Here is a 26751-nt window from a genome sequence, read left to right on the forward strand (position 1 = left end):
TATGACTAAAACCCTGCTCAAAGTCGACAATCTGCGGACCTACTTCCATGGCGAGGAAATCGTCAAGGCCGTCGATGGAATCTCCTTCCAGCTCGACGAGGGGGAAACGCTGGGTATCGTCGGCGAATCAGGTTCCGGCAAGTCGGTCACGTCGCTGTCGATCATGCAGCTGCTCGCACGTAGTGCCAAGATCGAGGACGGTACGATCTCGTTCCTGGGAACCGATTTGGTTCGCCTACCTGATCCGGCGATGCGGAAGATTCGCGGCAAAGATATCAGCATGATCTTCCAGGAACCAATGACGTCGCTGAACCCTGTGTTCACCGTCGGCTCGCAGGTCATGGAAGCAATTCGCCTGCACCAAGATCTCAGCAAAAAAGAAGCCCGCGAGAGAACGATTCAACTGTTTGAAGAAGTGGGTATCCCCGATCCCCACAAGCGAGTCGACTATTACCCGCATCAGATGTCTGGCGGCCAGAAGCAGCGTGTCATGATTGCGATGGCCCTTAGCTGCAATCCTAAGTTGCTCATCGCCGACGAGCCAACGACCGCTCTCGACGTGACCATCCAGGCCCAAATCCTCGACATCCTGCGCCAGCTGCGAGATAGCCGTGGGATGTCTATCCTGTTCATCACGCACGACCTGGGCGTGATTGCGGAAATTGCCGACCACGTGCTGGTCATGTACCGCGGAAACATTGTCGAGAACGGTAACATCCACCAGATCTTCGAGAACCCCCAGCACCCCTACACCAAGGGTCTGCTGGCCTGTCGTCCGCGACTCGATACGAAGTTTCGTCGCCTACCGACCGTCAGCGACTTCATGGAATCGAAGACGACCGATTCCGGGATCGAGATCGTCGAGAAAGAGATGCCGCAGGCTAAATTCGACCAACTGATAGTCGAAGGCCGTGGGCGACTTCTGCACCCCAAGCAGTCTTTAAAAGAAATGGGTCACCCTTGGGAAGACGGTGTTTACACGCCCGACACCCAGTGCGTCGCCGACGACGAGCAACCGCTGCTTTCAGTCCGTGATCTAAGGGTTCACTTTCCGATCCGAAAAGGCATTTTCTCGCGCGTCAGTGGCCACGTGAAAGCGGTCGACGGGATCGACTTCGATGTCTATCGCGGGCAGACCCTCGGTCTGGTCGGCGAGTCAGGCTGCGGGAAGACAACCACCGGCAGGGCCATTCTTCGCCTGATTGAACCGACCGACGGCTTGGTCGAGTTTGAAGGGATGAATGTCCGTGGCCTGAACGGCAGTGCCCTTCGCGAGATGCGGAAGAGGATCCAGATCATCTTCCAAGATCCCTATGGCAGCTTGAATCCTCGCATGACCGTTGAGGCGGCCATCTGCGAACCGATGGTCATCCAGAAAATCGGTAAGACGCAGAAAGAGCAGCGTGAACGCGCTGCTCAGCTCATGCAAGAGGTGGGCATGAACCCAGACCACCTGCGACGCTACCCACACGAATTCTCAGGCGGCCAGCGACAGCGTATTTGCATCGCACGCGCGATCGCGGTCGAGCCAGAGTTCCTCGTCTGTGACGAGTCGGTCTCGGCACTCGATGTGTCGGTTCAAGCCCAGGTGCTCAATCTATTGAAAGACCTGCAAGAGAAACGGGGCCTGACATACATCTTTATCAGCCACGATCTGAGCGTGGTCAAGTTCATGGCTGACATGATGGCCGTGATGAACGAAGGAAAGATCGTCGAGTTCGGCCCGGCAGAAGCGATCTACGCTGATCCGCAAGAGGAATATACCCGCAAGCTGATCAACGCCACGCCACGCGATGATCTAGCACACATCGCCCAACGACAAGCCGAGCGGCAAGAGGCGAAAGCGGCACGGCTTAAGTCGGTCGCGGCGGTCTAGCGGCCAGCTATTGCTTTCCTGGCTGGTGTCGCAGATAGGTCCAAAGGCCATACGCAAACACGGCCATGCCGAGAACCAACGTGATAATTCCGGCAGACGACATCACCGACGCCGACTCCGGGTTCAGGTAGGTCGTCGACAGCAAGAAGAGCCCCAAGGCTGCAATCCCGCCGCCAACCAGAGTGAACTTCCAGTGGTGATAGGTGTTGACGTTCATGGTGGACCTCACTCTTTGCAGTGAATAACTCGGTCGAGGGTCGTAAACTGCTTCCATTTTACCCTACTAAATCCGTCGCGGCCTGCCAAAAACTCTGAATTCAGGTGACTAGCCGCGGGCAAGCGTCGTCGAGTCAAAGGGGAATCTGCTATACTTGGCTGAACCCTGTAGAGAACCCCCTATGCCGTATTGGTACGACATCACAGCCTGGAACGAGCGATTCAGAAATGACTCGCAGACCGTCCATTCCCTCCGCAAATTTCGTACGCGGTGGCTGAAGCAGGGAAGGGCTTTCGAAGACGCTCTCTCGGAACTCGCCCCCAACGTGGCGGACATCTTACGAGCCGAGATCACCCCCCATCCTTTGACGCTGGCCGAACGCCTCGACTCAGAGCTGGACGGTGCCACGAAGCTGCTCTTTCGTACCGCCGACGGGCTGATGATCGAGACGGTCATTCTGCGCACCGGTACCGGCCGGGTTTCGCTGTGTATCTCTTCTCAAATCGGCTGTGCGGCCGCATGTCGCTTTTGCGCGACAGGGCAAATGGGAATTGCCCGGAATCTCTCGGCTGCCCAAATTCTCGACCAGGTGGTTCAAGCCAATCAAATTCTGCGCGAGGAAGATCGCCGGGTTCGCAATATCGTCTTCATGGGCATGGGCGAGCCTTTCCATAACCCAACCAACGTTCATCAGGCCGTGGCAGCGCTCACTTCCCCCCTATTGTTCGACTATTCGCAGCAGCGGCTGCTCGTCTCCACGGTCGGCATTCCCGACGAAATGTTGCGGTTCGACGAGCATTTCCCGAAAGTCAACTTGGCGTTGAGCCTGCACAGCGCAGATCAAGCCGTTCGCCAAGACTTGATACCTCTGGCAAAAAGTGTCTCGTTAGATCGATTGCAGGCGACACTTTCGCAGCTTCAATTGTCAGACAAACGGCAGGTCATGATTGAGTACCTGATGCTTGAGGACCAAACCGATCGCCCAGGCGATGCGGAAAAACTGATCCGTTTCCTGGAAAACATCAACGCACACGTCAACTTGATCCCGTACAATTCGATCGACGGCGCCGACCACCTGCGGGGTAGCAGTCAGGCCGCGCGTGATCACTTCGCAAACATTGTCCGACAGGCCGGTTTTCCCGTCACCATACGCTACTCGCTGGGTGCCGATATTGCTGCCGCTTGCGGTCAACTGATTCAGCGCGAGAACCGAGAAATCGCCAAACAAATGCGATCCAATCCAGCCACCACCTGACAACACGGACCCGACAACAGGAGGAGCCACGGAAATGTCCGCACCGATTCAGTGGGAGTATCCCCTTTACCTCATCGCGCATGGGGGCGGATACGCGTCGATTGTCGACCCCAAAGATACCGACGATCAGCCCCAGCATATCCTGACGACTCACTCAACCGAGCAGGTCGCACTCAACTTCATGCAGCAATTCGCCATCATCGGCGAACCTCGTCAGCTTAATAACGACCGCGAATTTCGCTGGTTTCTTAAGACCCTTAAGCTGCCGGTAACTCAGGTTGCCTACGATCCCGAGCCGGTCGAGTTCGACATCAACGCCGCGTGGATCGCCAAGATCACAACGCTGCTCGAAGAATACCTGATCGTCGACAATTCCCCTTGGAACTACCCGGTCTTCGTCATCAAACAACAAGACGGCTATTCCAGTACCGTCGGCAATGGCGAAGAAGGGGAGCCGATCACGCTGCTCAATCTGTTCACTGACGAAACAAAAGCGAATAAGTACGCAGCCACCGATGATGGTGCCGGCGAAGTCATCACACTGCACAACATGGAACACGTTCGCGAGATATTGCTGGGACTCCGCGATTCGGTTTCCGCCGTGGCGATGGACCCGGTCTACGAGGAAAACGAAAGCAGTTCGCAGTACTGCATCGGTCTCGAAGCGTTGCTGGATAAATACCTGGTTCTCGATCAGTAGCACGACCAGGCACTTCAAGCAGGGAGGCAATGCATGGGCGAGGACAGCTATCTTCCTTACTTGATGTTCTGCGGAGGAATCGTCCTTCTCATCTGGATTCTGATGCGCCGCAACTGGCGCGGCCAGGTCAAAGCCAAGAAGGCCCGCGGCAAAGACGACAATTACCTTGTCTCGAACCCCCGACCGGAAACCAAAGAGTGGACCATGTCCGGCGGTCCGGCCGAGATCAACAAGTGGCAAGTCGAAATGCTCGAGCGGACCCGAGAGTTTCAAGCCGAAGTCGACACCAAGCTGCTAATCTTGCAGCGGGCACTGACCAAGGTCGACGCCGCAGTTCTTCCGCCAGAAGAACGCCGCGCAATCGAAGACACCCTCAGAGACAGCCGCCAGTTGTCAGACAAGGGAAGCCCTAACTTTAGCGCCGTGTCGGAACTGCTCTGCGACGATGCCAAACGCACCGAGATCTACACACTTGTCGACCAAGGCCATTCGCAGGAAGAAATCGCGAAGCAAATGAACCTCGATCCTTACGCCGTCGAGATGATACTCAACCTGCGAGACTCATAGGCATCAAGATGGCAACCGGCAAAAACCCCGGAAGCCATCCTACTGAACACCTCACACGGAAAATTACTTAGTGAATCCGCTGTCCTGGCTTGGCACCTTCGTCAGGGCTTAGCAGGAAGACTTCTTCACCGCCTGGGCCACTCGCACAGACCATGCCTTCGCTGAGGCCAAACTTCATTTGGCGTGGCTTCAAGTTGGCGACCATCACCACCAGGCGGCCCACCAGGTCTTCTGGATTGTAGGCGGCCTTGATGCCGGCGAAGACCTGTTTGCGATGATCGCCACCCAGACCGAGGGTCAGCTTCAACAGCTTCCGGGCTTCCGGCACGTGTTCGGCCGAGAGGATGCGGGCCACGCGAAGGTCCACTTTTACGAAGTCGTCGATCGTGCACTCTTCGGTCATGGGCTCGTCGACCATGGGTTGGGCACTGTCGTCGAACTTTGCCGTCGTTTCGTCGGCCTGATTGTTTTCGGCCGGAGCATCCGCTGCGACTTCTTCTTTGCTATCGTCGATCATGGCTTTCACCTTGTCTGCTTCTACACGTTTCATCAAGTGATTGAATTTGTTGACGGCGGTGCCGGTGAGCGGCGTCTTGGCCTGATCCCAGCTTGTGATTGGATCGTTCAACAGCTCGCCCGTCTGTTCCGCCAGCTTCGGCAAAACAGGCGACAAGTACACGACAATCTGCCGGAACAAGTTGAGACCGACCGTGCAGACGTCCTGCAACTTCTGAGCGTTGGCCGGATCCTTCCGAAGCTCCCACGGCTTGTTCGCTTCGATGAATGGATTGGCCGCGTCGGCAAGTTCCAAGATCAACCGCATCGCCTTGTTCAAGTCGCAGTCTTCATAGGCCTTGGCAATGTCATCGCCCGCGGCAGCGCCCTTCTCGAACAGGCCACCATCGTCTGGGTACTCGGTCGACAGACCAATCTTCTCGACAAACTTAGCCGACCGAGACGCCAGGTTCACGACCTTGCCGATTAAATCCGAATTGATTTTGTCGGCGAACTCCTCGAGGTTCATATCGAGGTCGTCCAGTCTGGGGCCCAGCTTCGAGGCGTAGAAGTAACGCAGGTAAGCTGGATCTAAGTGCTTCAAGTACGTCGCCGCTTTGACGAACGTCCCTTCACTCTTAGACATCTTCTTGCCGTCTACGGTCAGAAAGCCATGGATGTGGACCTTGGTCGGCAGAGTATAGCCAGCAGTCTTGAGCATGCCTGGCCAGAAAAGTGTATGGAAGTAGGTGATGTCCTTGCCGATGAAGTGATGCACTTCCGTTTCGGGATTCTTCCACCACTTGGCCAACTCTTCGCCGTTGGCCTTACACCATTGCCAGGCCGATGCGATGTAACCTATCGGGGCGTCAAACCACACGTACCAATAATCGCCGGGGCTACCGGGAATTTCGAATCCGAAATATGGACCTGGACGAGAAACGTCCCAATCCTTGAGCGGTTCCTTCTCCGGATCTTTCAGGAACTGCCCCTTCAAGTAATTAGCCACCTCGTCCTGCAAATGCTTACCGCTCTGCGACCAATCGTCGAGAAAGCCGTGCAACTTGCTTAATTCGACGAACTGATGCTTCGCCATCTTCATGATCGGGGTCGCATCCGAAAGAGTGCTCTTCGGATCGATGAGTTCGGCTGGAGTGTATGCCGCGCCGCACTTGGAACAGTTGTCGCCAGGCTGATTCGGGGCCTTACAGTTGGGACACGTTCCGCGAACAAAACGGTCAGAAAGAAAGATCTTTACTTCCGGATCGTAGAGCTGTTCGACATCCTTCTGCTTAATCAAACCAGCGTCGTGTAGCGACTGCCAAAACTCATGGCAAAGGATCCGATTTTCTTCGCTATTGGTAGATCCATAGTTATCGAAACGAATTCCGAATTCAGCGAAATCCTGCTGGTGTTCTGCGCTAATCTTGGCGATGAATTCTTCTTCGGTCACTCCGTTCTTTTGGGCGCTGATCATAATTGCCGTGCCGTGCGTATCATCGGCGCAAAAATAACGGCAATCGTTGCCCAGCAGCTTCTGAAAGCGGACCCAGATATCGGTCTGGATGTATTCCACCAGATGCCCGATATGGATCGGCCCATTCGCGTACGGCAGGGCAGAGGTGACCAAAATGCGTCGTGCCATGGGGGATTCCTCGCAGGTGAGGTCCTATCGCTAGGGGGTTTCAACGTCAAGAATGGGGCATTGTACCGCACCAAGGCGATTGCGCGGAGTGCGGTACAGAGAGACGGACAACCACCCCTAGCGTGCGGTTCGGGGGGAAATAAATCGTCCGAGGGATGAACCTACTGCGGCAAATTACGGGCCGTTGGCTGCGGGAAATGGCCGGCGTGGCGGCGGCCTGGCCCCGGGTTCTCGTCGTCGCCTAGATCCTCTTGGATCTTCGCGGCTAGACGCATCATTCGCTGAACAACCTCGGGATTCTCCTCGGCCACGTTACTGGCCTCCTGCAAATCCTCTTTCAGATTAAAGAGCCTCGGTTGGGCAAACGCTTCCTTCTGCTGTTGCCAGCCACCCTTTGGATTTCGAAGCGGGAGATACAGTTTCCATTGGCCACTGCGTACGGCCTGAAGCTGATCGAACATGTAGTAGTAGAACGCCTGGTGGGGCGACTTCGCTCCTGATTCCCCTTGAAGCAGCGGCAGAATGTCTTTCCCATCGATCACACGGTCCGGCGGCAATTCGGCTCCGGCTAGACGGGCGATCGTGGGATAAAGATCCATGAGCGAGGCAACCTCCGCGCAATGCGTTCCGCCTGGCACGGTCCCTGGCCACCACACGATCGTAGGAACCCGCATGCCTCCTTCCGCAGTTGTGTATCCCCATCCCTTCAGCGGCTCGTTCGATCCTTGAACAGGATTGCGCCGCGGAGCACCATTGTCACTCGTCCAGATAACCAGCGTCTGCTCGTCAAGCTCAAGTAGATCGAGCGTCTTCAATATCTGTCCCGTAGACCAATCCAACTCCTCAACCGAATCTCCCCACGGTCCGTTCTTACTCTTCCCCTGAAAGGCCTCGCTCGCATACGGGGCCCGGGTACTGCCAGGCATGGCCTGGGGTAGGTAAACAAAGAAAGGCCGGTCGCGGTTCTCCGTAATAAAGCGAATGGCTTCCTGGGTATACAACCGCGTAGCCGCGTTCAAATCGACCGGGGCTTCGATGACCTCTTCGTCTCGCATGAGTGGAAGATCGGGCCACGGCTTGCCTGGGCGTGGCGTCATGTCATCGCTGTAGGGAATTCCATAATAAGAATCGAAGCCTTGCCTCGTCGGCAAAAAAGGCAGCTGATCTCCCAGATGCCACTTGCCAATAATCGTGGTCGCGTAGCCTTTTGGCTTTAGCAGTTCGGCAATCGTGATTTCGCTGGCAGCCAACCCCTTGGACGAAACAGGCTGCAAAACGGCCCCGCCTGTCTCGCTTTTGTGCATGTTGACCCGCGCTGGATAACAGCCGGTTAAAAGCGCCGCTCGAGATGGCGTACAGACACCACTTGCGGCGTAGAGGTCTGTGAATTTCATTCCCTCGGCGGCCATCCGATCAAGATGCGGCGTGCGATGCAACTTCGACCCAAAACAACCAACGTCACCATAACCCAAGTTGTCGCACAAAATGACGATCACATTGGGTGGCCGCCCATCTTTCGCATAAAGCTCACCTTGCATGCTCAAGAACGTCAGGGCGATCCACGTGGCCAAAGAGCTACTTAGAAATCGTTTAAACAATGTCATCATTCGCTTCGTGAAGATCTCTTCGGGATAGGCAGTCCCATCGCAACGACTAAGGAATCTTGTTGTCGGTCCCTTGCAGTTCGTTCAGGGCCCGGTTCGTCACGCGAACGCGGTATTTGCCGTCGGAATTGAATCCCTTTTGATACTCCAATCCCTGCTTCATCTCCTGAATCACAGGACGAGCCTGGTCGTCGATCTCGTCCAGGACGATCGCGGCCTGCAAGCGTTCCCACTGTTGGCCAGTGGTCAATTCCTTCACAAGCACCGGCAACGCATCCTCCGGCAGTCCCATGCGGCACATGGCCCTAGCAGCCGCCGTTCGGACGGCCGAAGCTTCGTCGGTCAGCGCTGCCTGAACAATACCTGCCGCATCGTCGCGAGCCGGCTCGCCAATATTCCCGATCCCGGTTGCCGCCCAATATCGCACGGCATCGTCTTCGTCTTTCATGGCCTGAATCAAGTCTGGCAGCGCCGACGCACCTTCGGAAGCCTGAGTCGCAGCGGTGCTCAAGCGTTGGTTGTACTGGTCGCCGTCAGCCTGCCGCAGGACGGCATACTCACTTCCCACTTGCTTAGCCCGATTCACGAGGATCGGCTCGGGGATCAACCCCGTATCGCGTGTCTCTAGCACCCATTGCCGATGAGCTGCTCGCATTTGCTTAAGGGTATCGGCAAATTTCGGGTCCGCAGCAAGATTGTTCACTTCGTGAGGATCGGCCTGGCAATCGTACAGCTCTTCCACTGGCTTCGTGGCCGAGAAGTAGTACTCTGCTTCCGCCGAAAGCTGGCCCTGTTCATGCAGACGCCGAAGCTCACTCATCGTTGCCCCTTTCTCCGGCGTATTCATGTACTGATAGTACGTCTTGAGGGGCTCGTAATTGCGGATGTATTTGAAACGCTTGTCACGCACCATACGAATGATGTCGTACCGCTCGTCCATCCGATCACGCGCACCATAAACGTACTCACGTGGCGAGACCTCCCCACCTAGAAATGGCTGCCCTTGCACGTAGTCAGGAATCTTGACGCCGGCCAGCTTCAGCACGGTCGGACCGAAATCGATGGAACTCACCAATTGATCGTTCTTTTCTCCGGGCGATGCCTGACCAGCATCGCGAAACTTTTCAGGAGTACGAACCACCATATGAATGTGCGTCCCTGAATCGTACAGCCAACGTTTCGCTCGGGGCAGACCGATGCCGTGATCAGACCAAGCCATGATGATCGTGTCTTCGTACAAACCATCGTCTTTGAGTTGCTGAATCAAATTGCCGGCCCAGTGGTCCATGGCCGTGATCAGTTCGTAGTTGCGTTTCCAGTCCTCCCGCACAACCGAAGTGTCGGGGTAGTAGGGGGGCAACTCCAACTTTTCGGGGTCTTGGCGTTCGTCTTCTGTCAGACCCTTGGTGACCTGCTTGTACTTACCAGTCGAAGCAATGCCCGACTCGTGGCAACCGGTGAAGTTAAACACTGAAAAGAACGGCTGCGATTTATCTGGCCGATTGCGCCAATGGGCTTTGCCGGAAGACTCGTCCCACGTTCCCTTGGGCGTGCGAAATTGATAATCCTGCTTCGAGTTGTTTGTGCAGTAGTAACCTGCGTCACGCAAGTAAACCGGAAACGGCTTGATCTCCTTCGGCAGCGTCGCCGTGCAGCGCATATGCTGTGTGCCTAGCGATGTTTGGTACATGCCGGTGATAATGCCACTACGGCACGGAGCACATACGCCTGCGGTCGTGAACGTGTTGGTGTAACGCACACCTTCGCTAGCCAGCTGATCGCTATTGGGCGTAATCGCGTGTGGATCACCAAAACTGCCAATGTGTGGGCTAATGTCTTCACACGAAAGCCAGACGATGTTCGGGCGTTGATCGACGCCCAAAACCGAACCGACGAAAGCAACACACGATAAGACAATCGCAGATAAGATTCTCACGCTGCTCTCCATGAAATGGTGGGATGTTCTCAGACAGGAGGGGACTTCAGGCAATCATCGAAGAGCTACGAAGCCAGCTTTTGCTTGAGCCAGTCCAAGTCTCGCTTCATGGCTGCCAGATGATTAGATACCTGCTTGGCCTCGTCACCTCGCAGATACTCGACATGCAGCGAGATCGGCCCGTTGTACTCGCTTGCTTTGAGCAACTTCCAGAACTCGCCTGGCAGTTGGCCTTCGCTCACCGAGCACCACGCGGGGCGGCCATCATTGCCTTGGAAGTCCTTAATGTAGACCGCACCGAGATGCGACTGAACCAGATTCCATTGAATGGGCCACGACGTGTTTCCTTCCACCCTGGCATGGCCGATGTCGAAGGCCATCGAAACAAACTTGGGGTCGTACTGCCGAACAAGATGCATGATGTCCCACACCGGAGAGCCCACGTAGTGGCTGCCGGAGTGGTTCTGGTAGACGGCCTGAATGCCGATCTCCTCGTTCATCGCTGCCAGGTCTTTCAGCTTGGCTCCGGCTTCACGCAGTTGAGGCGCAACCGGCTTCTTCAAGTCGTAGCGATAGTACGACATGCGGTACCGAGGAATACCCAACTCCTTGGCTACCTTCAACGTTTCTTCCGCGTTGGGCGAATCGATACTGTTGATGCTCGAGGTCAGAATGTCGATCGTCAGTCCCTGCTTCTTGAACGCTTCGACGAACTTCGGCAGTTCCTCGCCAACGTTCTTCGGTTCGATATGCCCACCGTTGCGGATGGGCGCCTCGATGCCGTCGAAGCCGACCTCGGCCACGCTCTGGGCCATCTCGTCGAAGCTCAATGGCTGCAGAAACTTGGTGAACGTGATCAGCTTCCAGCGGCTAGGGGAAGCATCTTGTGCCACCAGCGAACTTCCCAGGCCCACCGCCGCGGCCGTTCCTAGCGAAGCTTGAAGCATCTGTCGTCGGTTCATTGCATGCATCGTTCGTACTCCTTATTCGGTAACGGGCACAACTTTGCGAACCCGGTGATTGTTTGTATCGCCGATGTATAGGGCATTATCCGCCCCCACACCGATCCCATGCGGACGATCCATCTTGGCCTTGGTCGCCGGGCCGTTGTCGCCGGAGAAACCACGTCCCTGGGGACCAATCCCAGCCACCGTGCGAATGCGGTCGTTCGTCACGTCGATCTCCCGAATGGCTTGGTTCTCCGTATCGACAACGTACACGTTGCCGTTAGGCGCTTTCACGATTCCCTTTGGACCGTTCATCGTCGCTTCTTTGGCACTCCCTCCATCGCCGCTGTATCCCTTCTTACCAGAGCATGCCACGTGATGCACAACGCCGGTTTTCAAGTCTAAACGCCAGACGCTGTGCCCTTCTCGTAACGCGATCCAAAGATCGTTACCATCGAGATCAAGCGCCCGCGGGCCAACCATCGACTTACCAGCGGTCGTCTCTCCGTCGATGGGCATTTTTTTGTCGCCATTACCAGCGATCGAATGAATGACTCCGGTCTTCAAATCAATCGCGCGGATCCGATGATTCTGAATATCGGCCACGTACAGCGTGGAATCGTCTTCACTCAACGCGATGCTATGCGGGCGATTGAACTGAGCGTTCAGCGCCGGGCCGGCATCGCCGGAGTAGCCAGCCTTGCCGGTGCCTGCGACCGTCGAGATGTTGCCGGTCTTTGCATCGACCTTACGAACAAGATGGTTCTGCATCTCGACAAAGTACATATCACCATTGTTGGCGAAACGGACTTCGTATGGTTCGTTCAGCTGCGCCTCGGTCGCCGGGCCGCCGTCGCCGGAATACCCTTTCGTTCCATTACCAGCGACCGTCGTGACCTGCTTGCTCTGCAAGTCGACGCGAAGCACGCGATGGTTTTCGACTTCCGTCACGTACATGGCACCATCCGGGCCAATCAGCACACCGAACGTTTGACCAATGTTGACCTCGTCGACCGGGCCTTCCATCGGGCCCAGGGCTTTTTGGCCGGTGCCAGCAACGGTAACGATCTCGCCGAATTCGGTCGCACAGACCTCCACGGCAGGCAAGAACGTGACGAAGGCAACTAGTAAGCAAAGGCGGGACATCATGCGGCTCACTCGCGAAAGGGATTCAATTCGTCTGACAATGTTTTCGAGTCGAGCCGCATTATAGTTCCTCTGCATCCCCGATTCACGGTTTGATTAGAATTTTCCCTACCAGGGTGCCTGCCTGACGCAACGTGTTGTCTTCCTGCAACTTATGGGCGGCTGCCGCTTCAGAAAGGGGAAAGATCTTGCCGATCTGGGGCTTTAACTTCCCCTCTGAGAGCCAACGGCTGATCTCGTTTCCACTCACGGCCATTTCCTCGGGGCTCGCTTTGAACATCACAAAACCGTGCAGGCTACAACCTTTGACGTAAAACGGGCCGACCGGAAACTCCGGACGCGCATCTCGTCCAGCCATCAACACCATTCGGCAGCGCTCGGCCGCGATGCTAACCAGGAAATCAAAGTCTGGCTCGCGGATCGTTTCCCAAATTACATTCACACCGTTGGGACAAACCTTCAGGACTTCCTCGTCAACGTCTTGCGTCTTGTAATTGAAAACGTGGTCGGCTCCCAGTTCTAGGCAGATCTCCGATTTCTCGCGCGAGCCTGCCGTTGTCAGCACGGTCGCTCCCATCGCTTTCGCCATCTGCACGACCATCGAGCCGACACCTCCAGAGCCGCCGTGCACGAAGATCGTCTCGCCCGACTTGAGTGCCGCGTTATCGGCCCCCAAGCCCAGATGGGCTGTGATGCCGGTTAACGCGCACGCCGCAACCGCATCGTCTTTGACATCGTCTGGTGTCGCGTACAACCAGTGCTCGTCCACCACCGCATACTCGGCGAACGTTCCCTGACGCCCTACCAACCCTTGGTTGGTTCCCCACACGCGCTGACCGACCTGGTAACGACTGGTGCCAGGGCCCATCTTTTCGATCGTGCCGGCCAGGTCGCTTCCGGTGACAAACGGTTTAGGAAGCTCCCAATAGTTGGCCCCGTTTCGGACATACGTATCGATTGGATTGAGCGCCGCCGTACCTATCTTTACCAATACCTGACCCTCGCCCGGTTCCGGTGTGGGTATGTCACCATATTGAATAACCTCAGGCGGCCCTGTTTCTTCGATGTAGGCTGCTTTCATCAGAATCTTTCGTTCGGGGTGTTCGCAGGTCAATGACTCCTCCATCCTATCGCTCTCGCAAGGACAGACAAGTTAGCTGCTCGTACGAAATGAATTGCCGGGTTGCCCAAAGTTTCATCTCTGAGTCGGCAACGCCGACATGCGGCCCCCAAAGCTCACTTTCTCAGGCCTGGCTACCCGCCGAACTCTTCCATCTGTTCCACTTACCGCTAGTGCGTCAGAATAAGTACAGCCAATCACTTCTCTGAGGAACCCTGCACCATGAAGAACACAGCCCTGATTACCGGAGCATCGAGCGGCATCGGCCGCGAGTTGGCCTGGGTCCATGCCGAGCACGGCGGCGACCTTGTGTTGATCGCTCGTCGCGGTGAAGTGCTCGAAGAACTCAAGCAGCAGTTGGTCGAGAAGCACCAAACCGACGTGCTGTGCATCGCCATCGACCTGAACGAGCCGGGGGCCGTTCGCCAAGTGTACGACCAGGTCGAAGCGGCCGGAATCGAGGTCGATATCCTGATCAACAACGCAGGCTTCGGCAACCATGGCCCTTTTCACCAGCACGACTGGAAAACGGACGGCGCGATGATTCACCTGAACGTCAGCGTCCTCAGCGAAATGACTCACCGCTTTCTGCAAGGGATGCTCGAACGCCAGCACGGACGCATCCTCAACGTCGGCAGCACGGCCGGCTTCCTACCGGGCCCTATGATGGCGGTCTATTACGCGTCCAAAGCGTACGTCCTTAGCTTCTCCCAAGCAATCGCCGAAGAGGTTTCAGAACTCGGCGTCACCGTCACGGCCCTTTGTCCCGGCCCCGTCGAGACCGAGTTCTTTCATCGCGCCCACGCCAAGCATGTCGGCATGTTCAAGAAGGGATCGGCCGCAACTGCCCGAGGCGTCGCCGAACTGGGCTACCGCACAATGAAGAAAGGCCGACTGGTGGTGATCAACGAGTGGCGACTATGGTTCATGCTGAACTGGATCACCCCCTGGGTACCGCGGAGAACGCTGTTGAAGATCTCGCGGTGGTTGCTGAGTTCTTAAAAGTGGCGGTCTGTTGTGATGCAATAGCGTTGGGCACGGCGTTTCAAGTGTTGATCAATTAAATGAAACATCTGCAGTGATAGCGATTTTAGTCGTCAATCAGTTATTTTACTTTTTTGATAATGGGGAACCTTGAAGTGGATGGTTTATCATTTGATGGTACCGTCATCTCAAGGGATCCCCATTCATCCGCTCAATATGCTAGGTGTCCGATCTAAAACCATTCGTTTAATGCGAACACCCCCACCACCCGAATGGCTGATTTGCCGGTGAAACTTCTCCCCCGTGACCGTTTTAGCAACTAGACTTGAGTAGAATTCTCGCCCGGCTCTCCCATCGGATCTCTGTACGCATGTCTTCTAACCAAGCCCCCGTTCCTGATGCTCGTTTCGCGGAAACGATGGCCGGTGCCAGTGGTGATTTCAGCAAAGAGCAGCAAGATATCGCCGTTGCCGCGTTGATTCTCCGCATGGGGGTGATCTCAGAGCGTCAACTGTCTCAGGCTCTTTCCACATGGGCCTTACATGGCGACCTGCCGCTGCACGAACACCTGGTCGCGTTGGGGCAGCTCGATGTCGAGACCTGCAATCAGCTGATCGAACGAAGTCCGGCCTTGCTTGAAGAAGTCACGCTGGCCACCGGTGACACCGGCTTTACTTCGGCAGAAACGGTCGTCGCGCGAACGCTCGATTCAGTCGATCCTTCCGGAGCGATTGCCCGGTTGATGGGAATCCGTAGCGTCTCTGGCTCGGGTGCCAACGATGCCACCGGCGTGCGATCTTCCGTTGCCCGCTATCGACTCATCCGCAAACTGGGCCAAGGCGGGCTGGGCCGGGTTTGGTTAGCCTACGACGAACATCTCAAACGCCCCGTGGCCGTTAAAGAAGTCACGGCCCCCGATCAATCGTCCGCTCACGAGCGTTTCCGCCGCGAAGCGGAGATCACCGGTCGACTCGAACACCCCGGCATCGTGCCCATTTATCATCTGGGCGAAGATATCGAAACAGGCCAGGCATTTTATGCAATGCGTTTCCTGGGAAAGCAAACGCTGCACGATACCATTGGCGAGTATCACGAACGCCGCACCGAAGGAGACCACGATCCCATGCTACTGCGGCGGCTGCTCACCGACTTCGTCAGCATCTGCCAGGCGATAGGCCATGCTCACTCGCGCAAGGTCATCCATCGCGACCTGAAGCCTGAGAACGTCGCGATCGATAGCTTCGGCCAGGTGATCGTGATTGACTGGGGCATTGCCAAAGTCATCAACGAGTTGCAAACCAGCGACGGGCAGTCGTCTTCGCGCGATTCGCACCTCAGCAATCAAAGCACAATGGATGGCCAGGTTTTGGGGACGCCGCTGTATATGGCCCCGGAACAAGCCGCCGGTCGCATCGATGAACTAGACGAACGGACCGACATTTACGGCTTAGGCGCGATCCTCTTTTCGATCCTGGCCGGCTGCGGCCCTCACGAACACACACGCGACTCGACGAAATCGGTCAATGGACGAGAACTGCTAACGGCGATCGCCGGACGACCTTCTCCGAAAGCGTCGGATGTGAACCCGGACGTCGATCCCTCGCTATCGGCCATCTGCGCCAAAGCAATGGCGCGGCGTCAATACGCGCGGTATCAATCGGCGTCGGAACTCGCCGAAGAAGTGCAGCGATGGATGGCCGGTGAAAACGTAAAAGCCTATCGCGAGCGGCCCGAGCAGCGAATCGCTCGCTGGATTCAACAGCATCGGATTGCCTCGCAGTTGGTAGGCTTAACCTTGGTGGCCTGCCTGGTGGCGTTAACGGTTTTCGTGGTCGATTCGCACACAGCACAAAACGCGGAACGCCAAAGCAGTTTCGACCAAATGCAGGCCTACAAAAGCGAACTAGAAGTTCAGCTGGAAGCGACTGCCGAGAGTATCACCAAAGACGTCCGTTTCATGTCGAGTCTGCCACCGATCAACGGCATCATAAACGTTCGCAACGACGCTACGGATACCGAATCAGAAGAAGTTTGGCGAGATCGGCTCGAGATGATTTACGAGGAATTTCTTCGCGCCAATGTCGAATACCTGAAGATCAGTTTTACGAAAATCTCCGAAGGAGCGGCCGAGGACATTGTGTGCGTTGAACGAAATGTTCGCGATCCGGCCTATTTGCGTCGTGTCCCGGCTTCTCGTCTGACGACCCACAACGAGCCAGAACTCCTGGCAATGGTTTCGAAACTCAGTCGCGGAGACGTCCTACTTGCCGTCCGCGGTGCGGATGAAAAAGCGGACGATCACATTGAAGAGGGGGTTCGCCTGGTTGCGATTACGCCTATCTACGACGACAGCTCCGGCGTCCTGTTTGGTGCCGCCGTGATTGCCATTGATCTACGTCATCAGGTCGTCGAGTTCCTCACACGACTCGACCAAGGGACGGCGGCTATTCAGGTGACCGATCGCCAAGGCAAAGTTTGGGTTCGCGACACACCACAGTCAGGCGTCGTCGAAGCGAATAAAGCCACCAGCATCACCGACGAATTGCCTGAGCTGAAGTCCTTCTACGCGGACGATAACGCCAAGCATTACAGCAACGACAACGAGGGCGTGATCGCCTCGAAGATCTTACTCGATCACTTCAACAGCCAAACGACCGTGGGCATTGTGCTGAAGTTAGTGGAATAGCTCCATTCACTTCTTTTGATTACCGCATGCAGCATCCGCATTGCCATTACGCTACAATCTTAGCTCACGCCGTTTTATGGCGTCCGTCCCGATGGGGCCAATCTTGAACTTCCGAGTGCGTATTCACGGAGAACGTTGCATCTGATGCCCATCATTAGAAGTTGCCGAACCTTCGCATTGTGCCTGCTGATCGGCGTGCTGGCGTTGTCCTTTGCCTCGACTGTCGCGGCCATTCAAATTGATATCGAGAAGCCTGGCGATCGCGAGTTCATTCGCGACACGGCCGATATGATTTCGCCGGAGGGCAAGGAACAGATTCTCGATATCTGCGACAAGCTACTCTCTGAAAAAGCCACGCCGATCATCGTTATCACAATCGATTCGATGGCCAACCATGGCGGTGAAGGACTGCGGATCGAGACCTTCGCGACGCTGTTGTTCGACCAGTGGGGAATCGGCCAAGCCGAAATCAATGGGCAAGAGTGGAACACCGGCATCTTGCTGCTGGTCTCTAAGAACGATCGCAAGGCACGCATTGAACTGGGCGGTGGCTGGGGGCGTCGTGAAGATGCCCTTTGCCGGCAGATCATGGACGAGCAAATCATCCCACGCTTCAAGCAAGGGCAATTCTCGGAAGGGATCGTCGCTGGCGTCGAGTCGCTCGACAAGATGGCTCGGAAGCTTGAACTTCCTACCCAGCCGCGCCCCTGGTGGCACTATGCAATCGGTGTGGGTTTCGTAGCGCTGGCGATCTTCACCGGCGTGTCGCTCTATCGACGCGGATCAAGCGGATGGGCCTGGGCCCTTTGGGCACTCGTGTTCACCGTGCTGGGGGTCATTCTCTATCAGTTGGCGACCAGCCGAGGCAGCGGTGGTGGTGGCGGCTTTAGCGGCGGTTCGTTCGGTGGTGGTTCTTCCGGTGGCGGTGGTGCCACAGGCTCTTGGTAAGGAAACAGTAGCTATGCAACGAGCATCGACTCTCTTCAGTGCCGACCAAAGGCAAAAGATCCAGGAAACCGTTGCCCAGGCCGAAGCAAACACTTCGTGCGAGATCGTCCCGGTCGTCGCGACTGCTTCCGGCCGTTACGATCGGGCCGAAGATATCCTCGGCCTCTGGCTGGCCACGATCGCGGCTGTCCTGGTTTGGACGCTCTATCCCCGCTCGGCGGAAGACCCAGGAGACTGGGCCGGCACGTCGCTGGACTGGGGACTGCTGGCCCTGGTGGTTAGTATTGTGGTGGCGTTTCTCGTGGGCGCTATGCTCGGAAGTCAAATCGGTTGGCTCCGGCGGCTGTTCACACCCAGCAATCAAATGAAAGACGAAGTCGCTTCCCAGGCACGCCAGGTTTTCTTCGACCGACGCGTGCATCACACCAGCGGAGCAACGGGACTGTTGATTTACGTTTCCCTATTCGAGCACACCGCCGCGGTCCTGGCCGATCAAGAAGTTCTCGAAAAGCTCGGCCAACCGGCCCTCGACGAGCTTTGCCAACAGCTGACCGAAGGACTGCATCAAGGCCATCCAACCGAAGCGATGTGCGGCGTTATCGAATCTGCCGGCCAACAACTGGCCGGAGTCTTACCGCGAACCGACGACGACACCAACGAACTTCCCGATGCATTGGTGCTGATGGATTAGTCGGCCAGCATCGGCATCGTACGATGCCATTCTCTACTCCCCAAAAGGCTGGCACCTGCTCCGTCTTCGATTCTTTCGACGGCGCCAGTCGCTAAAGTGGTTTGCTCGTCACGCCCCTGAATGAGGGTTGTCCATAATCATCGTCTCAGTATTATGTAACATCTCTTGAAAAAGACTTTCTTTTTCGAGCCCTCCCCCCATCCCGCCTGCTTTGCTTCGTTGGAGTGTTGCCTTGAGTATCTCTTGGTGCCGATGTGCCCCGTTGGTTTTGTGTGTCAGTCTGTTTTTAATCGCTGGTTGTACTAGCCAAGAAACAGGCGAGTCTTTAGGTGCGACGGTCACCGGAACCATCCTCTATAAAGGTAGCCCAGTTGATGGGGCAATGGTCACGTTTCGTCCAACCGGCGAAGGTGGTCATGGAGCGTTTGCTCAGACCGACGAAGAAGGAAAGTACAAGCTGTCCACATCAGTCGCTGGAACGACCGGCGTGCAGCCCGGCGACTACGTCGTAACGGTTACCAAAACCGAAGCGGCCCAGTCGAATGTCGCTTCTGAGGATGATCCCAACTACAACCCCAACGCGAGCGGCCGCGCGCCAGCAGCGAAGAACGTGCTTCCTAAGAAGTATGCCGCTGCGAAAACTTCTGGCCTGGAATTCACCGTGAATCAAGGGCCCAACAACCTGCCGATCGAACTAGCCGATTAGCTATCGACTAGCCAGCACCCCCCTCGCAAGAGCCCCAAGGCAGCGAGTGCAATGGCAGTTTTTCACACGCTACGCCCCGTCGCGGGCGTCTTCCTCACCTCAACTCCGGTATAGGGGTATATCTCCTATGGCTTTTATGCTAATTTCCCGTTAATCATCCATCTCGCACATGTTATTTTCATTGAGTGCGAGAAACGCCCTCCTGATGTTTGTTTGTCTTTCACCCACCTCACGAGACTTCGTCATGCGCTTCCGACCCTTACCACGAAATGGTTTTACCTTAGTCGAGCTTCTAGTTGTGATCGCCATCATTGGCGTTTTGATTGCCTTGCTATTGCCGGCCGTCCAACAGGCCCGCGAAGCTGCGCGAAGAATGCAGTGCTCGAACCAATTGAAGCAATTGGGACTTGCTCTGCATAACTATCACGACACCTTTGGCGACTTCGTTCCGCGTAAGCAAGGGACGAATGATCCTGGCTACGGTAGCGGCAACGATCTCCTGTCCAACGCCGGACGAGCAAGCGGTTTCATTGGCATACTGCCGTTCATCGAACAGAGCGCCATGTACGACCAAATCGCCGCCGGTGATGCCGCCACCGCCCCTGGGGGACCTTATGCCTGGCGTAACTGGGACGTTTGGGACACTGCTCCCCAAATGCTGCGTTGCCCTTCGGCCACGTCGGCGACCAGCCCTGAATATGCGGTAAACTACATGTTTAGCGCAGGCGACTCGATCTATCGAAATCGCGACGGCCAAGATTTACGTGGTGTCTTCCAAACAGTTCGCGGCGTCAACATGCGTGACATCACCGACGGAACGAGCAACACGATTGCCATGAGCGAACGCTTGATCACTAACTTTCCTCTTGGCAGTGGTGGTGGAAGCGTCCGCGTCACACAGGGAACCATCACCGGAATCTCTGGGATCTCAAGCAATCCCTCGCAGTGCCTGGCCACGTCAAGCGGCGGTTTCTACACCAACTCTTCCAACGTCAAAGGACGCACCGGTTGGCGCTGGACTGATGGCCCCATCGAGAAGGTTGGCTTCACTACAGTTCTGCCACCCAACGCGCCTTCCTGCATTGATGGATCCGACCCTAACGGCGACGGCACGACCACCATTTTGCCTCCGACCAGCAATCACCCTGGCGGTGCGATGGGCTTGTTCTGCGATGGATCGGTCAAGTTCGTAACCGAAACGATCGACACCGGTGACCTAACCCTGGCCGAGTCCAACGGCGGTCAAAGCCCTTACGGAATCTGGGGAGCCATGGGTTCCAAGTCCGGCGGCGAGGCCTTCTCGGCCGATTAGTTTGCCCGCCCAACGTTCGCGCAAGCATGCATTCCCTTTAGCGATCAGGCCGCCCATGGCGCCTGATCGCTTTTGCGATTCTTGGGCCGTCTTTCCTTTGGCTTGCGGGGAAGCATCAAGTTCGTAGCTGAAGTAGAATTGCCGTGTCCCTCCTGCAAACATACTTTTCTGTAAGAGAACTTCCCATGCGAAACGGTGTCTGGCTTTTCGTAAGTGTATTTCTATCGCTGAGTGCCTGCCCGCTTCTGGCAGCCGAAACGCAAACGCCGCGACCACGCCTGCTGGTGCTTACCGACGTTGGTGGTGACCCAGACGATCAACAGTCGCTGGTTCGCCTGATGGTTTATGCCAATCAGTTTCGCTTGGAAGGTCTCGTTGCGTCGGCTTCCGGTACGCCTGGCGAACTGAAGAAAGCGATCGTGCAGCCTCAGTTAATTCGCGAGATCGTCAACGCCTACGGCCAAGTCCGACCGAACTTAGCCCGACACGAATCCAACTGGCCGGAAGCGGCCGAACTGCTCGCGTGCATCAAATCAGGCAATCCCCAGCGAGGGCGGAAGCATATCGGCGAGAAGCACGACACGGAAGGCTCGCGTTTTTTGATCGAGAAGATCGACTCCGGCACCCAGGACGATCGACTGAACATCGCTATCTGGGGTGGTCAAACCGACCTGGCCCAGGCCCTCTGGCGCGTCAAACACGATCGCAGTGAACGAGAATTCCAGGCCTTTGTCCAAAAGTTTCGCGTCTACGATATCGCCGATCAAGATGGAATCGCCCAGTGGATGCACGACGAATTCCCTGGCATGTTCTATATCCTTAGCAAGGCGCCCCCAGGCCAAGACAAACGTCAGGCCGTCTTTCGTGGGATGTATCTGACCGGAGACCAGTCCTTAACCAGCCGTAAGTGGATCGAGGAGAATATCCGCTCGCAGGGACCGCTCGGCAAGCTCTATCCCACCAAGACGTGGACCAGCCCTAATCCCCACGGCTGCTTGAAAGAAGGGGATACACCCTCTTGGTTTTTCTTTCTGCCGGCCGGAGGCAACCAACCCGGCGATCCTTCTCAGCCTGGCTGGGGCGGCCAATACTTCTTAGCCGAAGATGGCTGGTACCGTGATCAATCAAGCGGAAGCGGCGACCCGCGCGAGACTGTCTCGAAATGGCGTCCCAAATTTCAACGCGACTTTGCACAGCGGATGGCCTGGTGCATGCCCAAACAGGACCGGTAGGCGTAGACACGCCAAAGAAAAAGGGACGCCATCGATAGTCCGGTGGCGTCCCTTGAATGGTCTCGTCGGCTGGTTAGCCTTCTTGAGAGCTTTTCCAGTCTTCCTTGGCGGCATCCTTGGCACTTTCGGCCGTTTGGCTCAGCTTGTCCTTGAGGTCCTGCGGACCAAGTCCTTCCTCGTCGAGACTTTCGCTCGCCGCATCGGCTGCCGCTGCAACGGCCTCCATGCCACGGTCGCGAACCTCTCGGGCAGTTTCCTTGCCTGTTTCCAGCAAGTCGTCGCGTGTGCTGCCCATCCACTCGTCTTCTGCTTCCGTCTCGGGAATCAGAACACCACACAGAAGGCCTAGCCCCAACGCGATGCCACCGACAGCCAAAGGTGCTTTTAGCATGGCGATGTCGTAACCTTGCTTCGATTTCCGAACGCCCTTTCGAGCTTTCCGGTACGAAGTTTTTCCGGCACGCTGGGCGGCGTGAGCGAGATCTTCCGCTTTTTGACCGGTCGCCGAGTAGGCATCTTGGGCACCATGCTTTACCGATGATGCAGCGGACTTCACACCATGGCCGATTTCAGCCGAAGTCGATCTGCCTGAGGACGTCGCGTGTTCCGCCATCGTCGGATCGCTTTCGAGATCGTCCAATGGGTTATCATCATCATCGTCGTCGTTACCCATCATCAGCCAGGCGGCCCCTAACGCGATCATGGCGGTCGGAACAGGGTTATCCTTTGCCTTCTCAAGCAAGTTCTCTCCCATATCTGCCAGCGAGTTACCAGCTTTGCCAGCCACTCTGGCCGATTTGCCGGCGGCCTTGGAACCTCCGCCGAGGAAACCATGAATGGTCTTCGACAGGACGGCTGCCGGATCGAGCCGATCGATCAGTGCGTCGATCGTCGAATCCATCTCGGCACGCGTATGATCGACTTGTCGCTTAATCTCTTCCGACGAATGATGTCCATTGCCGAATCGATTGCCTACGTAGTCTTTTCTTTCAACCATTGTTTATTCTCCTTCATGGATTGGACGGTCTTCTCGGGGACGACCGTTTCTTCTTCCAACTTGTTTTTGTTACTCATTACCATGGCACCGCCGACTAGCAGCACGACCAGTCCTGTCAGCACAGGTCCCAGCCAGGTTGCCACCACGGCAGCCATACCGGCATACACCAGAACGACCGAAATCGCCTGAGCGATTCCCATTAGCAATACAATGGCACCGGCGAATGCAATGACTGCCCCGATGCCGATGGATACCGTGCGGTCTTTGACCACCGCAAACTTTTCCATCATTTCTGTCCGAGCCAATTCGACTTCCTGCTGGAACAATTCGATCGACTCGTCGCGGATTTCTTTGACCAGCGAACCTAAACTTCGGTGCTGGTCCATCTCTTGTTCTTCGCCATATGTAGATTGGCGTTGTTCATACGTTTCTGCGTTAGCCATGACTCCATATTCTCCTGAGCAATCGCTTGATGATTTAAATGAACCGGCCCGTTACGAAAGGTTCTGCGGCCCGCCGCTCGATGGCGGTGGCATGGGGTCGCGCGTCTCGGGTTCCGGCTCGGATGCTTTAAGAAAACGAGCAGCAACGATTCCAGCAATGAACATCCCGCCTAGAAAGACCTGAGGATGCTTCCGCGCGAAACGATTGGCGTCGTGATAGAGATCTTGAACGCTTCGCTGACCCAAATAGTCGGAAGCTTGTTCCAGTTCTTCAGCACACATCTCTGCGTACTGAGCAACCGATTCTTCGCCATCGGCCTCAAGCGATTCGGATGCCGAACGAACGGCGGAACCGAAAACGCCCACTTCCTTAGCGATCATCGTTTTACGCTCTTCCGCAAACTGTTGACCGCGTTCTAATGTCTTGTCTCGAGCGCGACGCGATTTCTGTTTGGCATCCGTTCGAAGTTCACGTGCTGTTTCCTTAGCCTCTTGGGCCGTTTCCGCAGATGGACTTTGGTCATCGTCGGCCAAGTCGATGCGTTGCGGATGCGTATCCGGTGAATGTGTCATATCAGCCTCCCTGAATTGGTTGGACAGTACTAAAGATTTTTGCTCCACGGGGGGAGACTTTCCTGCTCGCAAATGAAGCGCCGATCAGACCGCAAGCATGTCGAAACCCTGGCAGCTCCAGGCGACTTTGTTGGCTCAATTCCGTTGTGCGATTGGACTAACGATAGTTTTCGTCCCCTCAGAAAAAGTGGTCGACCGCTGCCTATTGCGTTTTGCCCGGCGGCTTTGCGAGATGATCTCTGAACTGTCATTGCGAAAGCCAAGGGATCGTTATTCAGCAAAACGATGCGTAAGAAACCAGTCGTCACGCACGTGAAGTAGCTGGTACGCATTTTGCGGCGCTCTTACACTCAATTACTGGTCCAAGAGTCATCTTCCCTGCGAGCTAGCGATGAGCGAATTCTCAAGACGTCATTTTCTTTCCAGTGTCGGAACCGCCGCCGTGGTCTCAGGCTCATTGCTGGCCGACGAACCGAACCCAGGCAAAGTAATGAAAACCGAAGGTCCCGTCTCGCAGCGCCCCCTCCCCGAGAACCTTGAAACCAAGAGCAGACGCTACCGACCTTCTTCCCGCTTTGGGCTGGGGGGAGTCGCCATTGGGAATGGCTTCGCGCCGACAACCGATCAAGACGCCAACCGAACCCTCGAATCGGCTTGGAACGCAGGCGTCCGCTACTTTGATACGTCGCCGTTCTATGGGTTTGGCCTCAGCGAACGACGTTTCGGACACTTCCTGGATGATCATTCCCCGGACGATTATGTGCTTTCCACCAAGGTCGGACGCGTCTTCACCGCTACCTCCGAGCCTCCCCAAGCTGGCATCTGGAAAGATCCTTCCTCCTTTAAGTATCAATACGACTACTCCGCCGCAGGCGTCCGCCGATCGATCGAAGATAGCCTGCAGCGACTGGGCGTTTCCCAGATCGATATCGTCTTCATTCACGACCTGAATGAAGGTAACGGCGATCTTGGAAAAGACTGGACGAAATACTTCGATCAGGCCGTAAAAGGCGCCATGCCAGAACTGTGTAAGATGCGTGATGAAGGGATCATCAAAGCCTGGGGATTAGGTGTCAACCAGCCAGAACCAGCACTGCGGGCGAGTCGAGAAAGCGACCCTGACATTCACCTGTTGGCTACGCAGTATTCCCTGATGGATCACGAAAAAGCACTGCACACCACTTTCCCGAAACTGGAAGAAAAAGGGATTTCGGTGGTGGTCGGCGCGCCGCTGAATGCCGGGTATTTGGCTGGCCGAGATCGCTATCATTATGACGGCAAGATCCCCGACTGGGCGCCACAAAAGCGTTCTCGCATTCAAAAGATTGCCCACCAGCATGGCGTCGATTTGCGTACTGCGGCGCTACAGTTCTGCTTGGGGCCCAAAGTCGTCTCAGCAGTGATCCCAGGGGCACGTAATGCTTCTCAGACTGAAGCCGATGTCCAGTCGATGAAGATCGACATCCCCGACGGCTTCTGGTCTGATCTGAAGCGCGAGGGGCTTATTGCCAAGGGCGCGCCTGTGCCCAAACTGGTAGCAAGCTAAGCCGCTTGGCGACGCATCTTGATCGACTGTGGACTATCGTCGTCGAAGTTCGTCAAGCTACGGACTGCGTACGAGTCGTTGCCGTTGGAAGCATAGTAGATCCGGGCATTCACTTCACCGAGAAGTCCCATGCCAAACATCTGCGAACCAAGGATCGTGCTCAGCACGGCAAATAGCAAAAGCGGATTGCCGGTCATATCGACCCCGCCAATCAACTTCATGCCGAGGGTGGTCAAGACGCTCAGTCCGGCGATGCCCAGACAGGCGAAGCCCATCCGGCCGAACAGCTTCATCGGGCTGGTAAAGAACTGCTGCATGTAGGCGACCGTCAGCAGGTCGAGCACCACCCGTGTCGTGCGGCCGATGCCATACTTGGTTTGGCCGAAACGTCTGGCATGATGCCGCGTGACGACTTCCACGCACTTCGCCCCGCGCTGATGCGCTAGAATCGGAATGAAGCGGTGCATCTCGCCGTATAGTTCTAGCTCGACGGCAATCTCTCGGCGAATCGCCTTGAGGGTGCAGCCAAGGTCATGAATGGGGAACTTGGTAACCTTCGAGATCAACCAGTTCGCAATCTTGGAAGGCAGCTTACGATTGACGAACGCATCTTGGCGATTCTTCCGCCAGCCGTGCACCAGGTCGTAACCCTCGTCGATCTTCTCGAGCATCATCGGAATGTCTTCCGGGTCGTTCTGCATGTCGCCATCAAGCGTGATCACCACGTCCATCGACGCATGCTGAATGCCTGCGTGCATGGCCGCCGTTTGGCCGTAATTACGGCGAAACTCGACCACCTTCGCATGCGGATCCGCAGCGGCCAGTTGTTTCAACTTAGCGCTCGACCCATCACTCGAACCGTCGTCTACAAACAAAATCTCATAATCCCGCCCCAAGTTTGCTAGCACTTCGTGCAAGCTACTGTAGAGCAGGGGAATGGTCTCGATTTCGTTGTAAATCGGAACAACAACGGAAACGCTCATAATGGCAAAACCCGCGTGAAACTCGAAGGAAATAGGGGGCTCTAGTCAGGAAGGCGAAACGCCGGCGAGCCCGATCGCGCGAGGGATGTTAGCAGAGGCTGGGATTTCGGGGCAAGGGGAATGCGATACCTCATTTGATTGT

General features: G+C 56.0%; 23 protein-coding genes. 12 read left to right on the plus strand and 11 right to left on the minus strand.

Annotated features, from left to right (window positions below; translation table 11 throughout):
- Position 1 precedes the first annotated feature (1 nt).
- Complete coding sequence (locus HOV93_RS26365; RefSeq protein WP_207396094.1) at positions 2-1876, plus strand: ABC transporter ATP-binding protein; 1875 nt, start codon at positions 2-4, stop codon at positions 1874-1876.
- 7 nt (positions 1877-1883) lie between these two features.
- Here the strand turns inward: HOV93_RS26365 and HOV93_RS08690 are convergent, their stop codons facing one another.
- Positions 1884-2093: a DUF202 domain-containing protein gene (locus HOV93_RS08690; protein WP_207396095.1), complete on the minus strand. Its 210-nt coding sequence runs from the start codon at positions 2091-2093 to the stop codon at positions 1884-1886.
- Positions 2094-2274: 181 nt separating this feature from the next.
- Here HOV93_RS08690 and rlmN point away from each other — a divergent pair, with 181 nt between their 5' ends.
- The 3 genes from rlmN to HOV93_RS08705 are packed head-to-tail and all read left to right on the plus strand — an operon-like array spanning position 2275 to position 4615.
- Positions 2275-3348 carry a 23S rRNA (adenine(2503)-C(2))-methyltransferase RlmN gene (gene rlmN, locus HOV93_RS08695; protein WP_207396096.1) on the plus strand — a complete coding sequence of 358 codons (1074 nt, stop codon included), beginning with the start codon at positions 2275-2277 and terminating at the stop codon, positions 3346-3348.
- Between the two features lie 34 nt (positions 3349-3382).
- On the plus strand, positions 3383-4048 hold the full coding sequence (locus HOV93_RS08700) for a hypothetical protein (protein WP_207396097.1): 666 nt from the start codon (positions 3383-3385) through the stop codon (positions 4046-4048).
- A gap of 33 nt (positions 4049-4081) precedes the next feature.
- Complete coding sequence (locus HOV93_RS08705; RefSeq protein ID WP_207396098.1) at positions 4082-4615, plus strand: hypothetical protein; 534 nt, start codon at positions 4082-4084, stop codon at positions 4613-4615.
- 67 nt (positions 4616-4682) lie between these two features.
- Here the strand turns inward: HOV93_RS08705 and metG are convergent, their stop codons facing one another.
- From metG to HOV93_RS08735, 6 genes are all read right to left on the minus strand, one after another.
- Positions 4683-6755, minus strand: coding sequence for a methionine--tRNA ligase (gene metG / locus HOV93_RS08710; RefSeq protein WP_207396099.1), 2073 nt, complete (start codon positions 6753-6755; stop codon positions 4683-4685).
- A 161-nt stretch (positions 6756-6916) separates the two neighbouring features.
- A complete protein-coding gene (locus tag HOV93_RS08715) occupies positions 6917-8362 on the minus strand; it encodes a sulfatase family protein (protein ID WP_207396100.1) in 1446 nt (481 codons plus the stop codon).
- 46 nt (positions 8363-8408) lie between these two features.
- A complete protein-coding gene (locus tag HOV93_RS08720; protein WP_315853377.1) occupies positions 8409-10295 on the minus strand; it encodes a sulfatase-like hydrolase/transferase in 1887 nt (628 codons plus the stop codon).
- 65 nt (positions 10296-10360) lie between these two features.
- Entirely contained in the window at positions 10361-11266 is a 906-nt protein-coding gene (locus HOV93_RS08725) for a TIM barrel protein (protein WP_207396102.1), read from the minus strand.
- 12 nt (positions 11267-11278) lie between these two features.
- A complete protein-coding gene (locus tag HOV93_RS08730; RefSeq protein WP_235990014.1) occupies positions 11279-12391 on the minus strand; it encodes an SMP-30/gluconolactonase/LRE family protein in 1113 nt (370 codons plus the stop codon).
- 82 nt (positions 12392-12473) lie between these two features.
- Positions 12474-13469, minus strand: a complete 996-nt coding sequence (locus tag HOV93_RS08735) for an NADPH:quinone reductase (RefSeq protein ID WP_207396103.1) — start codon at positions 13467-13469, stop codon at positions 12474-12476.
- 261 nt (positions 13470-13730) lie between these two features.
- Between HOV93_RS08735 and HOV93_RS08740 the strand changes: the two genes are divergently transcribed.
- From HOV93_RS08740 to HOV93_RS08770, 7 genes are all read left to right on the plus strand, one after another.
- The gene (locus HOV93_RS08740) at positions 13731-14510 is read left to right on the plus strand and encodes an SDR family NAD(P)-dependent oxidoreductase (RefSeq protein ID WP_207396104.1); all 780 of its coding nucleotides are present in this window, start codon (positions 13731-13733) and stop codon (positions 14508-14510) included.
- A 352-nt stretch (positions 14511-14862) separates the two neighbouring features.
- Positions 14863-17178, plus strand: a complete 2316-nt coding sequence (locus HOV93_RS08745) for a serine/threonine-protein kinase (RefSeq protein WP_207396105.1) — start codon at positions 14863-14865, stop codon at positions 17176-17178.
- 144 nt (positions 17179-17322) lie between these two features.
- Positions 17323-18126 carry a TPM domain-containing protein gene (locus HOV93_RS08750; RefSeq protein WP_207396106.1) on the plus strand — a complete coding sequence of 268 codons (804 nt, stop codon included), beginning with the start codon at positions 17323-17325 and terminating at the stop codon, positions 18124-18126.
- Positions 18127-18139: 13 nt separating this feature from the next.
- A complete protein-coding gene (locus tag HOV93_RS08755) occupies positions 18140-18817 on the plus strand; it encodes a TPM domain-containing protein (RefSeq protein WP_207396107.1) in 678 nt (225 codons plus the stop codon).
- Positions 18818-19049: 232 nt separating this feature from the next.
- Positions 19050-19523: a carboxypeptidase-like regulatory domain-containing protein gene (locus HOV93_RS08760; RefSeq protein WP_207396108.1), complete on the plus strand. Its 474-nt coding sequence runs from the start codon at positions 19050-19052 to the stop codon at positions 19521-19523.
- 244 nt (positions 19524-19767) lie between these two features.
- Positions 19768-20835, plus strand: a complete 1068-nt coding sequence (locus tag HOV93_RS08765) for a DUF1559 domain-containing protein (RefSeq protein ID WP_207396109.1) — start codon at positions 19768-19770, stop codon at positions 20833-20835.
- A gap of 185 nt (positions 20836-21020) precedes the next feature.
- Complete coding sequence (locus HOV93_RS08770) at positions 21021-22067, plus strand: DUF1593 domain-containing protein (RefSeq protein WP_207396110.1); 1047 nt, start codon at positions 21021-21023, stop codon at positions 22065-22067.
- A 73-nt stretch (positions 22068-22140) separates the two neighbouring features.
- On the opposite strand, the gene HOV93_RS08775 is transcribed toward HOV93_RS08770, so the two are convergent.
- From HOV93_RS08775 to HOV93_RS08785, 3 genes are read right to left on the minus strand one after another with little or no spacing between them, the layout of a single operon-like run.
- Positions 22141-23064 carry a DUF3618 domain-containing protein gene (locus tag HOV93_RS08775; RefSeq protein WP_207396111.1) on the minus strand — a complete coding sequence of 308 codons (924 nt, stop codon included), beginning with the start codon at positions 23062-23064 and terminating at the stop codon, positions 22141-22143.
- Positions 23040-23507: a phage holin family protein gene (locus HOV93_RS08780; RefSeq protein WP_207396112.1), complete on the minus strand. Its 468-nt coding sequence runs from the start codon at positions 23505-23507 to the stop codon at positions 23040-23042. Before HOV93_RS08780 ends, HOV93_RS08775 begins: the two co-directional genes overlap by 25 nt.
- Before the next feature lie 51 nt (positions 23508-23558).
- Complete coding sequence (locus HOV93_RS08785) at positions 23559-24080, minus strand: hypothetical protein (protein WP_207396113.1); 522 nt, start codon at positions 24078-24080, stop codon at positions 23559-23561.
- A gap of 391 nt (positions 24081-24471) precedes the next feature.
- Between HOV93_RS08785 and HOV93_RS08790 the strand changes: the two genes are divergently transcribed.
- Positions 24472-25626, plus strand: a complete 1155-nt coding sequence (locus HOV93_RS08790; protein ID WP_207396114.1) for an aldo/keto reductase — start codon at positions 24472-24474, stop codon at positions 25624-25626.
- Here the strand turns inward: HOV93_RS08790 and HOV93_RS08795 are convergent.
- A complete protein-coding gene (locus HOV93_RS08795) occupies positions 25623-26609 on the minus strand; it encodes a glycosyltransferase family 2 protein (protein WP_207396115.1) in 987 nt (328 codons plus the stop codon). The genes HOV93_RS08790 and HOV93_RS08795 overlap by 4 nt on opposite strands.
- Between the last annotated feature and the right edge of the window lie 142 nt (positions 26610-26751).

The sequence above is a fragment of the Bremerella alba genome (genome assembly GCF_013618625.1).
GTDB classification, from domain to species: Bacteria; Planctomycetota; Planctomycetia; order Pirellulales; family Pirellulaceae; genus Bremerella; species Bremerella alba.

Coding starts and splice junctions, on each gene's coding strand:
- HOV93_RS26365 (WP_207396094.1), top strand. CDS start 2: ATGACTAAAACCCTGCTCAAAGTCGACAATCTGCGGACCTACTTCCAT.
- HOV93_RS08780 (WP_207396112.1), bottom strand. CDS start 23,507: ATGGCTAACGCAGAAACGTATGAACAACGCCAATCTACATATGGCGAA.
- HOV93_RS08795 (WP_207396115.1), bottom strand. CDS start 26,609: ATGAGCGTTTCCGTTGTTGTTCCGATTTACAACGAAATCGAGACCATT.
- rlmN (WP_207396096.1), top strand. CDS start 2,275: ATGCCGTATTGGTACGACATCACAGCCTGGAACGAGCGATTCAGAAAT.
- HOV93_RS08775 (WP_207396111.1), bottom strand. CDS start 23,064: ATGGTTGAAAGAAAAGACTACGTAGGCAATCGATTCGGCAATGGACAT.
- HOV93_RS08730 (WP_235990014.1), bottom strand. CDS start 12,391: ATGATGTCCCGCCTTTGCTTACTAGTTGCCTTCGTCACGTTCTTGCCT.
- HOV93_RS08735 (WP_207396103.1), bottom strand. CDS start 13,469: ATGAAAGCAGCCTACATCGAAGAAACAGGGCCGCCTGAGGTTATTCAA.
- HOV93_RS08705 (WP_207396098.1), top strand. CDS start 4,082: ATGGGCGAGGACAGCTATCTTCCTTACTTGATGTTCTGCGGAGGAATC.
- HOV93_RS08690 (WP_207396095.1), bottom strand. CDS start 2,093: ATGAACGTCAACACCTATCACCACTGGAAGTTCACTCTGGTTGGCGGC.
- HOV93_RS08700 (WP_207396097.1), top strand. CDS start 3,383: ATGTCCGCACCGATTCAGTGGGAGTATCCCCTTTACCTCATCGCGCAT.
- HOV93_RS08750 (WP_207396106.1), top strand. CDS start 17,323: ATGCCCATCATTAGAAGTTGCCGAACCTTCGCATTGTGCCTGCTGATC.
- metG (WP_207396099.1), bottom strand. CDS start 6,755: ATGGCACGACGCATTTTGGTCACCTCTGCCCTGCCGTACGCGAATGGG.
- HOV93_RS08740 (WP_207396104.1), top strand. CDS start 13,731: ATGAAGAACACAGCCCTGATTACCGGAGCATCGAGCGGCATCGGCCGC.
- HOV93_RS08725 (WP_207396102.1), bottom strand. CDS start 11,266: ATGCATGCAATGAACCGACGACAGATGCTTCAAGCTTCGCTAGGAACG.
- HOV93_RS08715 (WP_207396100.1), bottom strand. CDS start 8,362: ATGATGACATTGTTTAAACGATTTCTAAGTAGCTCTTTGGCCACGTGG.
- HOV93_RS08770 (WP_207396110.1), top strand. CDS start 21,021: ATGCGAAACGGTGTCTGGCTTTTCGTAAGTGTATTTCTATCGCTGAGT.
- HOV93_RS08785 (WP_207396113.1), bottom strand. CDS start 24,080: ATGACACATTCACCGGATACGCATCCGCAACGCATCGACTTGGCCGAC.
- HOV93_RS08765 (WP_207396109.1), top strand. CDS start 19,768: ATGCGCTTCCGACCCTTACCACGAAATGGTTTTACCTTAGTCGAGCTT.
- HOV93_RS08755 (WP_207396107.1), top strand. CDS start 18,140: ATGCAACGAGCATCGACTCTCTTCAGTGCCGACCAAAGGCAAAAGATC.
- HOV93_RS08745 (WP_207396105.1), top strand. CDS start 14,863: ATGTCTTCTAACCAAGCCCCCGTTCCTGATGCTCGTTTCGCGGAAACG.
- HOV93_RS08790 (WP_207396114.1), top strand. CDS start 24,472: ATGAGCGAATTCTCAAGACGTCATTTTCTTTCCAGTGTCGGAACCGCC.